The organism is Vibrio cionasavignyae, from assembly GCF_050337155.1.
GTDB lineage: Bacteria > Pseudomonadota > Gammaproteobacteria > Enterobacterales > Vibrionaceae > Vibrio > Vibrio nomapromontoriensis.
Genome location: NZ_JAKJSR010000011.1, coordinates 474,956 through 489,965, shown reverse-complemented (window position 1 = coordinate 489,965; position 15,010 = coordinate 474,956). Strand labels below are relative to the sequence as shown.

13 protein-coding genes are annotated in these 15,010 nt (G+C 44.8%); 6 read left to right on the top strand and 7 right to left on the bottom strand.

Going from position 1 to position 15,010, the window contains the following annotated elements; genetic code table 11:
* Positions 1-84: 84 nt before the first annotated feature.
* The 4 genes from L4D74_RS07840 to L4D74_RS07825 all read right to left on the bottom strand — a co-directional run bounded on the left by L4D74_RS07840 (position 85) and on the right by L4D74_RS07825 (position 5,139).
* The gene (locus tag L4D74_RS07840; protein WP_428751560.1) at positions 85-1,044 is read right to left on the bottom strand and encodes a transposase; all 960 of its coding nucleotides are present in this window, start codon (positions 1,042-1,044) and stop codon (positions 85-87) included.
* A gap of 143 nt (positions 1,045-1,187) precedes the next feature.
* Positions 1,188-1,661 carry a GNAT family N-acetyltransferase gene (locus L4D74_RS07835; RefSeq protein WP_428751559.1) on the bottom strand — a complete coding sequence of 158 codons (474 nt, stop codon included), beginning with the start codon at positions 1,659-1,661 and terminating at the stop codon, positions 1,188-1,190.
* A gap of 306 nt (positions 1,662-1,967) precedes the next feature.
* Positions 1,968-3,158: an acetyl-CoA C-acyltransferase family protein gene (locus L4D74_RS07830; RefSeq protein ID WP_428751558.1), complete on the bottom strand. Its 1,191-nt coding sequence runs from the start codon at positions 3,156-3,158 to the stop codon at positions 1,968-1,970.
* 298 nt (positions 3,159-3,456) lie between these two features.
* Positions 3,457-5,139: a glycoside hydrolase family 13 protein gene (locus tag L4D74_RS07825; protein WP_428751578.1), complete on the bottom strand. Its 1,683-nt coding sequence runs from the start codon at positions 5,137-5,139 to the stop codon at positions 3,457-3,459.
* 468 nt (positions 5,140-5,607) lie between these two features.
* Between L4D74_RS07825 and L4D74_RS07820 the strand changes: the two genes are divergently transcribed.
* From L4D74_RS07820 to L4D74_RS07805, 4 genes are all read left to right on the top strand, one after another.
* Positions 5,608-6,960, top strand: a complete 1,353-nt coding sequence (locus L4D74_RS07820) for an ABC transporter substrate-binding protein (protein WP_428751557.1) — start codon at positions 5,608-5,610, stop codon at positions 6,958-6,960.
* 135 nt (positions 6,961-7,095) lie between these two features.
* Positions 7,096-8,106, top strand: a complete 1,011-nt coding sequence (locus L4D74_RS07815; RefSeq protein ID WP_428751556.1) for a carbohydrate ABC transporter permease — start codon at positions 7,096-7,098, stop codon at positions 8,104-8,106.
* Positions 8,107-9,306, top strand: coding sequence for a carbohydrate ABC transporter permease (locus L4D74_RS07810; protein ID WP_428751555.1), 1,200 nt, complete (start codon positions 8,107-8,109; stop codon positions 9,304-9,306).
* Positions 9,307-9,338: 32 nt separating this feature from the next.
* Entirely contained in the window at positions 9,339-10,430 is a 1,092-nt protein-coding gene (locus L4D74_RS07805; RefSeq protein WP_428751554.1) for an ABC transporter ATP-binding protein, read from the top strand.
* Positions 10,431-10,536: 106 nt separating this feature from the next.
* Here the strand turns inward: L4D74_RS07805 and L4D74_RS07800 are convergent, their stop codons facing one another.
* Positions 10,537-11,634, bottom strand: a complete 1,098-nt coding sequence (locus tag L4D74_RS07800; RefSeq protein WP_428751553.1) for a DUF3541 domain-containing protein — start codon at positions 11,632-11,634, stop codon at positions 10,537-10,539.
* Positions 11,635-11,884: 250 nt separating this feature from the next.
* Here L4D74_RS07800 and L4D74_RS07795 point away from each other — a divergent pair, with 250 nt between their 5' ends.
* The gene (locus L4D74_RS07795) at positions 11,885-12,040 is read left to right on the top strand and encodes a hypothetical protein (protein ID WP_428751552.1); all 156 of its coding nucleotides are present in this window, start codon (positions 11,885-11,887) and stop codon (positions 12,038-12,040) included.
* A 117-nt stretch (positions 12,041-12,157) separates the two neighbouring features.
* Here L4D74_RS07795 and L4D74_RS07790 read toward each other — a convergent pair whose 3' ends face one another.
* A complete protein-coding gene (locus L4D74_RS07790; protein ID WP_428751551.1) occupies positions 12,158-12,883 on the bottom strand; it encodes a sulfite exporter TauE/SafE family protein in 726 nt (241 codons plus the stop codon).
* A 316-nt stretch (positions 12,884-13,199) separates the two neighbouring features.
* Here L4D74_RS07790 and L4D74_RS07785 point away from each other — a divergent pair, with 316 nt between their 5' ends.
* Positions 13,200-13,856: a cupin domain-containing protein gene (locus L4D74_RS07785; protein WP_428751550.1), complete on the top strand. Its 657-nt coding sequence runs from the start codon at positions 13,200-13,202 to the stop codon at positions 13,854-13,856.
* 91 nt (positions 13,857-13,947) lie between these two features.
* Here the strand turns inward: L4D74_RS07785 and L4D74_RS07780 are convergent, their stop codons facing one another.
* Positions 13,948-14,667 (bottom strand): SDR family oxidoreductase, encoded by a 720-nt coding sequence (locus L4D74_RS07780; protein WP_265675326.1) that lies wholly within the window; start codon positions 14,665-14,667, stop codon positions 13,948-13,950.
* Positions 14,668-15,010 lie beyond the last annotated feature (343 nt).

The window sequence follows — 15,010 nt, the reverse complement described above, 5'->3', positions numbered from 1 at the left end:
TTACTGACGTTTAGGGACTGGGCAAACGACAGTATCCAGAATTTTTACTGGCCTATTGGGTAGGAGTGGCGGTGAAAGTGGGGCTTATTCTAGTTGATAGGTTTGCATCTTGCTCTTTTTTAAGGCGGCCTTAGCTTGAACTGTATTAATGTGACACCCAACCGCAGTCGAACGTGTTTTCTCTAATTCAGTACATATCGTTAACCAACTCTTTTGATTGAAATTCAAACGCGCCAAAATAGCGGGTTGATTATCAACCATACTGGCTTTGTCTTCGCGAAATAGACGTGCAGTCCAGTCGACTAACTCAATGTAGTCGATGAGCCGAAACGGAATACCATCTAGCATTTTATTCGTCGGATTGCCGATAAAAGGGTGCAAACATGGGGCTGTCGTTAAGTTTTTATCCAGCGCATCGATTCTGGCTTTTATCGARGTAAACTCCGACGTTTCAGGGGTTTTAGCAATRCCTGCTCGAATAGGGTTCAAGTCGACATACGCCATTGCGGCGGCAAGTGCTTTTTCATCAAGCAACGCTTGGCTTTTGAAACGGCTTTCCCAAAAGTGCCCTGTACAGTTATCTTCTCGGTTCGCCCTACACGCAATGTCGTAATTGAGCTCTTTCATGAACCAACTTAAGTTCCACAGCCTTTCTCGCCATATTTCAATGAGCTCAATACACTTGTCTTCTTCTACCTGGTGAGTGAGTTGCTTATTCTGCCAACGCTCTATGAGCACTGGCAATTTATGTTCACGCCCCCAATGCTCGACCACATCGTGTAGTGACAATGCTAACGCTTTGTTTTTATTGATATGAAGCACCAAGTGATAGTGATTACTCATGATGGCGTAGGCGCAAACATCGATGCAGTATACGTGTGTCAGAGCGTGAATTTTTCGCTCTATCCACTCTCTTCGATGTTCGTAGCTCGTGTTGGTGAGCGGGTCTTCCCCGCACAAAAAGCTACGCCTCACACAACGTGATACGCAGTGGTAATACGAGGTAGCATCCACGGAGATAAGTTGTTTTCTGGCTGTTGTCAAAATGAGGTCTGCTATAAAGGTTTTAAGTAACTTAGCAGCTCTCTTTTAATAGAATTGTTGGTGAGTCGGCGAATTCAATAAAATCAAACTAATTTCATACTTTTGGTGTGTGTCCTTTTAATCCTTTTATGGTGTGTGCCCTTTTAATCCTCTAGGCTATATTCCATCACCCAGCGCGTTTGGTTAGGTCCAAAGTAATCTGCTTCTTCAGCTATTTTACTAAAGCCAAGTGATTGATATAGACGCAGCGCCGCGGGATTTGCAGGGTCAACAGTTAAGCGCACGCGCGCGTAACTCTGTTGCTCCAGTAATCGAGTCAGTAGCTTGCGCCCAATGCCTTGACCTTGCAGTTCAGGCGACACTGCCACAGATAGAATCCAACCGATATCTTGCGTTTCACTTTGTGCGAGGATCAAAAAAGCCTGCATCTTTTGCTCTTGAAACGCAGCAAAGCATCCTTTGGGCCAGCAATCGTAAGACTGACGAAAAAAGAAGTCCGGCAGAGCATGAGCGCCAAAGCATTGCTGTTCTAGCTGCGCCATCATGGCAAATTCATCTTGTTTTATTGCGCGATAAGTTACTGTCATATTGTAGTTAATCAGTATATTAGAGGTCATTCTATGCGTATTCGGTATGTTAACATCACATACGCTAAAACTAGAGGTGTATCGCAGGCAATGGGGGCAGATCCTGTCATTTGCCTACAATTAGTTCAAAACCGTGAAATTTATTTAACGAAGAGCAGTACTAACAAACTTTGGGGCAGATCTGTTTTGCTCACCTAACCCCCATCTAACTTAATATAACCAAAACGATCTATCTTTATTGTCTTCCGACAGCGAAGTAGAGACGGTGTGTAAAACATGTGAACTGGAATGAGATAGACGCTGAATAGCGTCTATCTGTAGATGATAATCTTGGTGCTAGTCTTGATATCGCTCAAAAAGTGCAGCAATTCCTTGGCCGCCACCAATACACATGGTGACGACGGCATAGCGAGCGTTGGTGCGTTGAAGCTCGTAAAGGGCTTTAACGGAAATCAGTGACCCCGTAGCACCAATTGGATGACCTAAACTGATCCCTGAGCCATTAGGGTTCACTTTTTCAGGATCTAGGTTGAGTCCTTTGGTCACAGCAAGGGCTTGCGCGGCAAATGCTTCGTTGGCTTCCCAAATGTCGATGTCATCGACACTAACTCCCGTTTTATCGAGTAATTGTCGAACAGCTGGTACAGGACCAATGCCCATAACCGCTGGGTCAACGGCTGCGATAGCGTAGCCCAACATGGTTGCCATGGGCTTTAGCCCCTTAGCTTTTGCTGCGCTTTTTTCCATAAGCACTAGTGCGGCTGCGCCATCGTTGATTCCTGATGCGTTGCCAGCGGTGACGGTACCATCTTTCTTAAACGCAGGGCGCAACTTAGAAAAGTTCTCGGATGTTGCATCAAAACGAACGTGCTCGTCGCTATCAAATAGCGTTGTACCGCGACGGGTTTTGAGTTCGATAGGTAAGATTTGGTCACCAAATCTCTGCTCTTCAATCGCCCGCTGCGCACGTCGGTGGCTTTCTAAAGCGCAAGCATCTTGTTCTTCTCGGCTAATATTGTACTGCTCGGCCAAGTTCTCAGCGGTGATCCCCATGTGGGTATCGTTAATTGGGCAGGTGAGGGCTCCGACCATAGGATCGATAAGTTGAGTATCCCCCATTTTTGAGCCAAATCGTGCGCTAGGGGACCAGTAAGGGACGCGTGTCATTGACTCAGCTCCGCCAGCAACTGCGGCATCACAGTCGCCAAGCAGAATCATTTGTGCGGCTGAAACAATAGACTGAAGCCCAGATCCGCATAGTCGATTAACGGTTAACGCTGGCGTTTCTATTGGCAAGCCCCCTTTTAGTGCGGCGACACGGCTCATATACATATCGCGTCGGTCACTATGCGTGACGCTGCCGATAACACAATGCCCCACATCTTCGGGCGCGATATTGGCTCTTTTTACGGCTTCGGCGATTACTTGACCAGCAAGATCTGTGGGAGCCACATCTTTCAAGGCTCCACCAAAATCTGCGATTGCGGTACGTACACCGCTTAGTACAACGACTTCTCTTTGAGACATGTAAACTCCATTTTCTTTGTTATAGGGTGACAAAGGTCATTATTGGTAATGACTTGCTATCAACAATAACATTTCACTTACAATTGCTCATGTGCTGCTACAAGGAAGTATCGGAAGTTGTTGTCATTGAGGGTGGTAAGTATCGGGATGTTTAATGGTTTAGCTTGGCGCTTTAATTATATATCTTGAGGGATGATGGCAGAGCTTGGCGGTATGGTAAGCGATGGAAAGAAGAAAGCCGCGGTGCACACGGCTTTCCATGATCTTGCTATCAGTTTCTTAGTTAATTAGTCAATCGTTAACAAGCGACTTCAATAATAACCGCTTGATACGGTTTTAGTGTTACCGCGTTGAGTGATGCCCAATTGAATTCATCAGCAGAGTAGTTGTTTAGCACCACTTTTTTGATATCGAATGAATAATGACGAGTTTGAACTTGGTCGGTAAAGTTGTTTATGACTAACAATGATCGCTGATCGTTACTGCGTAAGTAGGTATAAACGTGTTCGTCTTCTGGGTCGATGAGATCATAACGTCCATAAACAATCACATCTCGATAGGGGGATGCTTTGCGCAATTCAATCAGTTGGCGGTAATGATGGTAAATCGACGTGTTGTCATCGACGGCTTGTTGGGCATTGATCTCGGTATAATTGCTATTTAATGGCAGCCAGGGTTGTCCGTGGGTGAATCCTGCATTTTCGCTACTGTCCCAGTGCATTGGGACACGGGCATGATCACGAGAAAAGTCATTAAGAAACGCTAACCCTTCTTCTGGCGACAGACCTTTACTCATCATTTTTTCATAATGAAACCTCGCCATGAGGTCATTAAACTCTTCAATAGACTCAAAGTGTTTATTTGTCATGCCGAGCTCTTCACCTTGGTATATGTAAGGTGTGCCGCTCATACAGTGAAGCACAGTTGCGAGCATTTTAGCGCTAATGACGCGATACTGAGGACAGTCTGAACCATAACGAGAGACAGCCCTAGGTTGGTCGTGATTACTCCAGTAAACGCTGTTCCACCCTTTTTGATATAGGTCTTGTTGCCAACGTGACATGATTTCTTTGTATTGCACGAGATCAAAGGGTTTTTTAACGGCGTTGTGTTCTTCACGATCAATACTCACGTGCTCAAACTGGAAGATCATACTAATTTCGTTACGATCAGGGTGGGAGTAGTAACGCCCGTCTAAAGTGGTGGTAAAGGGTGTTTCACCAACGGTGAGCACATCATAGTGCTGCAGCACTTGATCATGCATTTCGCGCAGGTATTGGTGCGCAAGTAGGTTGTTTGACCAATGCTCCCAGCCCGCTACGCCAGCATCAAAAATAGTCGCATCTGGGAAGTCTGACGGCTTACCGATCATGTTAATGACGTCCATTCTAAAACCGCCTAAGCCTTTTTTAAGCCAGAAATGCATCATGTCATAAATGGCGTGACGGACGTCTGGGTTTGCCCAGTTTAGGTCTGGCTGTTGATGGCTAAATAGGTGTAAATAGTACTGACCTGTAGCTTCGTCTAGTGTCCACGCTTGTGGTTCGAAAAATGACTCCCAATTATTGGGTGGCGTGCCGTCTGATTTGGGATCCTTCCAGATATACCAGTCGCGTTTAGGGTTGTCTTTACTGCTTTTGGATTCTTGAAACCATGGATGTTGATCGGAGGTATGGTTGACCACTAGATCCATCACTATTTTAATTTGCCGCTTATTGGCTTCAAACAGCAGTTTTTCCATATCTGCCATGGTGCCGAACTCTTCGGCAATTTCCCGGTAGCTGGAAATATCATAGCCATTGTCTTCCATTGGCGATTGATAGACGGGACTTAACCAAATGACGTTGCTGCCCAGAGACTGAATATAATCGAGCTTTTCAATAATACCTGGAATATCGCCAATGCCATCACCATTGGAATCATTAAAGCTGCGTGGGTAGATTTGATAAACGACAGCATCGTGCCACCATCTTGGTTCCATACTCATGGTTATGCTCCTTGAAAAGAGAGTGACACCGAACGATGCCTATACAGGTAACGGATAAACCGTGGTTAAGTAACCGGTTTATTTTAATGTTTTCATCACTGCAATAATGGCTAGGTTATCTAAGTTTTATTAAACAGTCTAAGGCGTGTAAGCAAAATAAAGCGGATGAAATTTCATGGAGCAGACTATTATTATGCGCTCCATCACTCTCTGATGGATGCTAGTTTGTAAAACATGATCTCAGGCACAACACTCAGATAAGAACTGGTTGAAGTATCAATAAGGTTTTAATGTGTGATTTATAGGTTTAGTCAATTAACCGTGGGTATAAACGGTGATGTCTGAGCTTCTCTGGCAAACAGTAAAACGCCAGAGTGATTCGTTGTAAACCGAGTAACCTATTATAAAAAGTCAAAGTACTGACTTAATAAACCAGAGTATCTAATACATGGAGTCTGACCGATGAAAACCTCCCTACTTGCTACCGCAGTAGCTGTTGCGATTTCTGCTTCTTCCGCATTCGCTGCTGACCTAAAATTTACCCCAGGTGATGATGACCGCTTTACGTGGCAAAACTACGAAGAGCTAAAGAAATTGGATCTTAAGGGTGAAACTGTCACTATTTTTGGTCCGTGGTTGACCGAAGATAAAGAGTTGGTTGAAAGCGTAATTGCGTATTTTGAAGCCGCCACGGGTGCTGATGTGAAGTATTCAGGCTCCGACTCATTCGAGCAACAAATTGCCATTGATGTTCAGGCGGGCAGCGCCCCTAACATTGTTATTTTCCCTCAACCGGGTCTTGCCGCTGATCTGGCATCGAAAGGGTTTCTTTCACCGCTTGATCCTAAAACCAGTGAATGGATTGAAGAAAACTACGCCGCCGGTTCTTCTTGGGTCGATCTTGGCACCTTCCCGGATAAAAAAGGTCAAGATCAACTGTTTGGTTTCTTCTACAAAGTGGACTTGAAATCGTTGGTTTGGTACGTGCCAGAAAACTTCGAAGATGCGGGCTATGAAGTCCCAGAGACAATGGAAGAGCTAAAAGCACTGACCAAACAAATCGTCGAAGATGGTGAGACGCCATGGTGTGTTGGCGTAGGCTCTGGTGGCGCGACGGGTTGGCCTGCAACGGACTGGGTAGAAGACATGATGTTACGTACGCAGTCTCCAGCTGATTACGACAAATGGACGACCAACGAGCTTAAATTTAACGACAAGAAAGTGGTAGAGGCGATCGAAGAATACGGTTGGTTCACTCGTAATGACCAATTCGTTGATGGTGGCGCACGCGCGGTAGCGGCGACGGATTTCCGTGATTCACCAAAAGGGTTGTTTACGTCTCCTGCGAAGTGTTACATGCATCGCCAAGCCTCATTTATCCCAAGCTTTTTCCCTGAAGGAACAGAGTTAGGCGAAGATGCAGATTTCTTCTACTTCCCATCCTACGAGTCTAAAGATTTAGGTAAGCCAGTCTTAGGGGCGGGCACGTTGTGGAGTATCACTAAGGATTCAAAAGCGTCTCGTGCGTTCATGGAATATCTACAGTCTGCGCTGGCTCACGAAGTGTGGATGGCGCAATCTGGTTTCTTAACGCCTCACAAAGGCGCCAATGTTGAGACTTATGGTAATGATACCTTGAAGAAACAGGGAAAAATCTTGCTTGATGCCACGACATTCCGCTTTGATGGCTCAGACTTAATGCCAGGTAAAATAGGCGCAGGTGCGTTCTGGACCGGTATGGTGGACTACAGTGGTGGCAAGTCAGCGCAAGAAGTGGCGGACGATATTCAGAAAACGTGGGACGCGCTTAAATAGCGAACAGTTCAATATTGGGGTTTAGTGTTTAAACCTAACAGTAAAGTAGTATCACCGGCGATCGGTTCACCGTGAAGCGATTGCCGGTTTTTGATTGAAATTTTTGTGTAGTCTAGGGCTGCAAGTGAGGCAGTAATGGAACAACTTTATTCCTCTTTATTCATCATGGCACTGGGCGTTGCGGTTTGCGTGTTCTATTTCGTAGGCAGTAACTGGTTATTAGGCATTATCTTTCCTGCTCGCGGCGTATCTAATCAAAAAATGGCTCAGAACTTGCGCCGTGCCGCTGCGGTTAGGCCTTGGTTATTTCTTGGACCTGCGTTAGCGTTTCTTGGTTTATATCTTGTTTATCCAGTTTTTGAGTCAGTGTTCTTGTCGCTGCACGACCGCAATGGCGATCAGTTTGTCGGCATGAGCAATTATGTGTGGCTGTTTAATGATGGTGAGTTTAGAGAATCACTGTTTAATAATATTCTTTGGCTATTAGTGGTGCCAGCCGCGTCGACATTTTTTGGCCTAGTCATTGCTGCGCTGACCGATAAAGTCAGCTGGGGTAATATTGCAAAAAGTTTAATTTTTATGCCAATGGCGATTTCTTTCATTGGTGCGTCCATTATTTGGAAGTTCGTCTACGACTATCGTGCACCGGGCTCAGACCAAATTGGGATTCTGAACGCTGTTGTTGAGTTCTTTGGTGGCACGGCAGAAGCATGGGTCACGATGCCTTTTTGGAATAACTTCTTTCTCATGGTGATTTTAATCTGGATACAAACCGGATTCGCGATGGTTATTTTGTCGGCGGCTTTGCGTGGTATTCCTGAAGAAACGGTTGAAGCGGCGGTGCTTGATGGTGCGAGTGGGGTTCAAATCTTTTTCAAAATATTGATTCCGCAGATTTGGGGCACGATTGCGGTGGTATGGACCACGATCACCATTTTGGTCTTGAAGGTTTTTGATATTGTGCTGGCCATGACGAATGGTCAATGGAGTACGCAGGTTCTTGCGAATATGATGTTTGACTGGATGTTCCGAGGGGGCGGCGACTTTGGCCGTGGTGCTGCCATCGCGGTGATTATTATGGTGGCGGTTATCCCTGTGATGGTTTGGAATATGCGCCAAGCCCACGCACAAATGGAGGGGCGCTAAATGAATGATAAAACTGCGACTTCCTCTGCTGGTCATGTGAGTAAAGCAGCTTTTAGCTTGAGCAAACTGCGTCGTTCTCCGTTAACGATGTTGGTGCATTTGTCGGTTCTTATTATCGTCATTTTATGGACGCTCCCTACAGCTGGGTTATTTATCTCATCGTTTCGAGATAAAGACCAACTTGCGCTGACGGGCTGGTGGACCTCACTGACAAACTCAGAACAAAACTTAGTTGATAGAACTGGCGCACCAGATTCGCAAGTTAAGGAGGGTGACGTCTATGTTTTAACAGGACAAGTATTGGTAGACGGCAAACCGACACAAGTTCACGCTTTTGGTTTTTCGTCTCGTGCTCCCACCGCGTATCAACCGGGCGATGTCGCTGAAATGAAAAATGGTGGCACCTTGAGTATGACGATAGATGGTCACTATAAGATGACATCCTTAAAGCCGTTTAAAGGTAAACGTGGTAAGCGGGTCTTTTATACCGCGGTTGTGCCTCCTAAATTTGGTTTGGACAACTACAAAGAGGTGTTAACTGCGGAAGGGATCGGGCGCTCATTTATTAACTCTTTAACGGTGACTATTCCTGCGACCATCATCCCGATCTTGATTGCTGCGTATGCGGCTTATGCATTGTCATGGATGAAAATGCCAGGGCGCAATTTGCTGATTGCGGTGGTGGTAGGCTTGTTGGTGGTGCCATTGCAAATGTCCTTGATTCCACTACTGCGTCTTTACAATGATATTGGTGCGTTTTTTGGTGTGGGGGCAAAGACCTATCTAGGTATATGGCTTGCTCATACTGGCTTCGGTTTGCCGCTGGCGATTTATCTATTACGTAATTATATCTCCAGCCTTCCAAGAGAAATCATTGAGTCAGCTCGAGTCGATGGGGCGACAGACTTTGAAATCTTTATGAGAATCGTACTACCGCTGTCTTTTCCAGCCTTAGCGTCGTTCGCTATTTTCCAATTTTTGTGGGTTTGGAATGATTTACTCGTCGCTACGGTGTTTTTAGGCACGGGTGAAGAACACATGGTACTGACGGCTCGCCTGCGTGAATTGCTTGGTTCTCGTGGTGGGAATTGGGAAATTTTAACCGCCTCTGCGTTTGTATCGATTGCGGTACCATTGGGCGTCTTTTTCACTTTGCAGCGCTATTTGGTGCGTGGGCTACTTTCTGGTTCTGTTAAATAAACAGTACTTGATTCAACGATGAGAATAATGAGATGACAGGATTATCTTTAAAAAACATACAAAAATCATACGGTGAAACACAGGTACTTCATGGGATTGATCTCGACATCAATCAAGGTGAGTTCATCGTATTTGTTGGTCCATCTGGCTGTGGTAAATCCACACTATTGAGAATGATTGCGGGGCTTGAAGAGATCACCGCAGGCGAGCTGTGTATTGAAGGCGCTAGGGTAAATGAACTGCCTGCCGCAATGCGTGGTATTGCAATGGTTTTTCAAACCTACGCACTTTATCCGCATATGACGGTGTATGACAACATGGCCTTTGCGATGCGCATTGCGAAAGAGCCGAAAGAGGCGATTCATGAGCGAGTAATGGAAGCGGCGCGTATGTTGCAGCTAGAACCTTATTTAGATCGCCTACCGAAAGCCTTGTCGGGAGGCCAACGTCAACGGGTGGCCATTGGGCGCGCTATTGTTCGTCAACCTAAGGTGTTCTTATTTGATGAACCGTTGTCAAACCTTGATGCCGCGCTGCGAGTACAGACGCGTATTGAAATTGCCAACCTTAAAGAGGCAATGACAGAAACGACAATGATTTATGTCACGCACGATCAAGTAGAAGCCATGACGCTGGCTGATCGCATTGTGGTGCTTTCTGCTGGGCGTATTGAGCAGGTGGGCACACCATTGGAGCTCTATACGAATCCTTGTAATGTGTTTGTGGCGCAGTTTATTGGTTCACCATCGATGAATATCAGCCCAGCATCGATGATTAAAGCAGGAGACGTCTCTCGTATACGCGCCGAGAATGGCGTTGAGGTTGACTTACCGATCTCCGCGTCCGATACCCTAAATGGGTTGCCCTTACAGATAGGGATCAGACCGGAGGATTTCTTGGTATCAAATGAGAGTGAGGCATTAATTTCCGGTGAGGTTCTGTTTGTCGAATCACTAGGAGAGGTGACGTTGCTACACATCCGTGTAGAGGGTCACGAGGAAAATACGGTGGCCAAACTGCCAGGTATTTTAGACTTTCATAAAGGAGAGCGCATTCATTTGACCGCTCAGCCAGAAAAAGTGCATGTTTTTACTGAAGATGGAGATTCTCTTAAGTACCTATAATGGTAGTCTTCTGACTAAACGGCAGCCAGCATATTTTGACGCTGTCGAGTTATGACCATTGTTTGAAGTGACGCGTTAATGCCCCTTATCTTAAGGGGCATTTTTGTTAGATTGGTTTTTTTACCGCACCGTAGGGAAGTTTGGAAAATATTTTTGGCGTTAGATGTAGATTAGGTCCAGCTTTGGGTGTTTGCCAACTGAGTAGCATGATGGCAAGCACATTACGGTGCTCACCGTAAGCAAAGTCAAAATCCCCAGATGCCGAAGGAATCATGCCTTTTTCTTTGTTGATGGCCTTGATGATGGCTTGTCGAGTTTTATGTACCACCGGGTCGTCTTCAAGGCCCGCAAGTAAGAAGGTTAGCCCTACTTCGGCAATAACGTCTTCTTTAGTATGCGTAATGATATCGTCGATATTTTTTCTAAAGTAATCGAATATCCACTGATGCTCATTTTCATTGACGGGTCGTTGGTAATATTCAGAGTCTGCCAAAATGATATGAGTCATGCCATATAGCTTATTGGTAAATTGCTGTTCATTGAGGCGATAATCTTCACCTTCTGGATACGTTTCTTGGAATGCTTGTATGAAGGACTGAGTATAATCTTGCTCACCAATTTGCTTAAGCCAATAGGCTTGGTTAGCGAGTTGTGCCGCCCACGCTTTTATCATAGTTGGGTCGGTTAGGGTAGATTGAAAATCATAGCGTTTGAGACGTGCGCGAAGCGTCTTATCGTCTTTATGCTGTAGGCCATACTCGTTGAGCCTAGCCATATAACGTAACAAATCCAATCCCATATAGAAGTACTCTGGATCTGATTTTGTGGCGGCGTAGCGGCGTTGGCTACGTTCATCTTTGCCTTTTTTATAATCATTGAGGCGCTCGTTGGAATAGTCTCGAATCTCTTGGCGAGTTTTTACATATTTGGAGAGGGTATTGAGACGGTTGACGACGTTGGCCATGTCATTCCAAACCACGACAGAATATTTGGGATCTTGAGTTTGGCGATACATTCTCAATCCATAATGACCTTGCTTATACACGGAAAGCGTAAAAAGCTGCGTTTCATAGGTCTGTTTAATAATTTGAGCATAAGTATCAAACGATTTTGGAGACGTGAGTGAATCAAAGTGAACGGCTGCCGCGCCAGTGACCATACAGACACTTGCTACGATACTCAGAACCCCCAGTTTTATACGCATGCTAACGCCCCTCATTCGTGATTTGAGAGGAGAGCGTATAATAAAAAACATTTCAAAATGTTATTTTTTGGTCAAATGTTATTTGTTTTGAAAATATATTAATTAGAATGATATATGGGTAATGTGACATTAGGTCAGTAATTTAATGTTAATTACTCTGAACTTTGAAATAGGTAATTATTCTTCTACACTTTTAATGTAGTTACATTTAGCTACCTATTTATTATAAATCAAAGGAAGGAAATGGCTTATGAGACTCATGATGGTTTTTTTCGGTTTTTTAATGTTGTCGTTTAGTAGCGTAGCAGAAGAAGGCGGGGCGCCTGGCACTATCTGTCTTACTGGAGATGGCCATGTTGTGACCACACATCTTCAATCATGTCCTAAAGAGATGAAAAAGCTATAGATTATATTTTCAAACTAGCTAGTCATTTATACAAATAATAAATAGAGCCGACTATACGTTGGCTCTATTTGATTGTTGAAGTGTATAATGTTTTATTATTCCAGTACAAACGCTAAGTTATAGACCTTGATAAATAGCAGTCATCCCACTAATTGAACATAATAATAATGCTCCAGCTCTAATTTTTTCTTTTGGTAAGGAATGTGTGGTTAATAGAGCCAGTTTATAGCCAAGCCATGACGCAGGAATCAGCGGGATGGTGATCATTAAATGATGGGGTGTTAAAAAACCAATTGGCGCCTGTACAAGCAGTGAAATGACTGAGCTAAAGACAAAAAACGCAGACAAATTACCACGTAACTGGTTTGCTTCTTGATGTTGAAGCAGCAGGGCCATCGGTGGGCCACCAATACCGGAGCTTGTACCAAAAAAACCTGAGAAAAAACCAGCAATCCCCATTTTGGCGGGTGTGGGTTCAATTCTAAATGGCAACAAGCTAATTACGACCGCAAATACAACAAGCAACCCTAGCCATAAAGATAAGACTTGCGTTGAGACGTAGAGCAGCAAGAGTGCACCTGCAAGCGAACCTGGGACTCGACCAATCAATGCCATCTTTAACCCGCCAAGCGCAATACTACTGCGATGCTTGGCAGCATTAAGAATAGAGATAAACAGCGCAACCAAGCAAATTGGTGCTGGTACATAATCGGGTGAGACTTGAAATAGCAGTGGGGCAGCAACAATCGCTAAACCAAATCCGATAGAAGTCTGCACAAATGATCCAATAAAGATCAGCAACATAGCAATAAGTGCAGGTTGACTGAACCAGTCACTGTACATAGAGGCGCCTACATAAACGTAATGAATAAAGATGAAGGAGTAGTGTATCGGATATTATGTTGAGTATCCTAATTATTGTGGCGTTGCCAAAAATATAATGAAGGCTAATGACTCAGCCCTTCTATTTTAAACGCTTTCCTTGCTGAAACGCGTTAGGTGTTGTGTCGGTTCAGGGCTTTTCACTGGATGAACGCATGTTGAAGTGAAATGTATATGAATAATTTGTTATGCTTTCGGTGATGGACGTTGTCGTTGGCGCTCTTTACCCAGCAGATTAAGCGATGATGATTAGTATCAACAATGGAAAGTTGTCGAAATGTTGAATATGGATTTTAGTAAGCGTGTTGTGATCGATACGGCATCACAACCTTGGGTCGACTCTCCTGCAAGCGGTGTACGCCGTAAACCTTTGGAGCGAGAAGCTCGGGAGTCAGGTCATGTCACCAGTATTGTTGAATACCTACCCGGGGCCAGTTTTAGCCAACATGCTCACCCACACGGGGAAGAGATACTAGTGTTAGAAGGCGTATTTTCTGATGAAACAGGAGATTATGGGGCGGGAACCTATTTAAGGAATCCACCAGGCAGTCGCCATACACCTTTTAGTGAGCAAGGCTGTATTATTTTAGTGAAACTTAATCAGTTTGCCGAAGATGATCGTCAGTTTGTACGCATTGATACAACGCAGTCCACTTGGGATAAATGTGGTGACAAGCTTGAGGTGATGGTGTTACATCAACATGCTAACGAGCGAGTCGCGCTCATTCGCTGGACCGACGCCGACAGTTATCATTCGCATGGTCATTTTGGTGGTGAGGAGATTTTTGTTTTGGAGGGAGAGCTTAAAGACGATTTAGGCACTTACCCTGCAGGCACATGGACCCGCAGCCCACATGGAAGCCAGCATGAGCCTTATGTTAGTGGTGCTACTACTATTTGGTTTAAATCTGGGCACTTGCCAGAAGTGCAATAGGCGGTGCTTCGTCGCCTATTGAGTATATACCTCAGCAATTAACGAATTGCTGAGGTATTTTATTTCTAGTTTCTAGTTTCTAGTTTAAGAGCTATGGCTGCTGGCGAGTAGGAGCTAATACAATTTCGCGAATACAGACATTTTGTGGTTGCGAGTAGGCAAACTCTACGGCTCTTGCTACGTCATCAGCGGCTAATACGCCACCCATGACTTCCTTCCATTGGTCGTAACCATCTTTAATATCTTGTGATGTAGTATGAGATAATAATTCAGTTTCAACGGCGCCAGGTGCAATAGTGACGACACGAACATCTGATTCAGCGACTTCTTCGCGGACATTTTCCGAAATTGCGTGCACAGCAAATTTAGTACCACAGTATGCGGCGTGGTTACCAAATGTCTTACGTCCAGCGATTGAACTAATGTTGATGATGGTGCCGGAATTGCGCGCTTTCATTGGAGCAAGTACCGCTTGCATACCATTGAGAAGGCCAATCACATTAACGTCAAACATGGACTTCCATTCAGCCGCGTCTTGAGTATCAATCTGACCAAGCAGCATCATACCCGCGTTGTTGACTAATGCGTCTGCAGGACCGAATTGCGCTTCGGCTTTTTTGATAGCGTTTTCAAAGGTCACTTTATCGGTAATGTCTACTTTTTCACAAAGCGTATTAGGTAAACCCAGCTGCTCTAGTTTTTCAACACGGCGTGCAAGCAATAAAAGAGGGTGTCCGGCTGCACTCAAGCGACGTGCAATAGCTTCACCAATACCAGAACTCGCACCTGTAATAACGACAAGTTTTTTCATCTTATAGAACCTTTCATAGTTAAGAGGTCACACCCTCTTTTTGACGACCAATACAGTGTAGGTTAGAAATTATTGTTGATATATAGTCATTTTAACTAATCTGTGTTGTTATACTGCAACAATAAGATTGTTAACCTCTAACCTATACTTTTAGTAGGCGACAGTGTCTTGGAATGTGGTTCGAGTCGGTATAAACTCCGGGCGAATAAAATAGGGGAGGTGAATGTTGATGAGAGCCGTGGTCGTTGTATTCGCCATTGTAGTGACGTGGGCTGCGCAGGCATTTGAACTGCGCACTGATAGTGCGCCTAGTGATCAGCCAATAAATGCAGAGTCCGTTAAG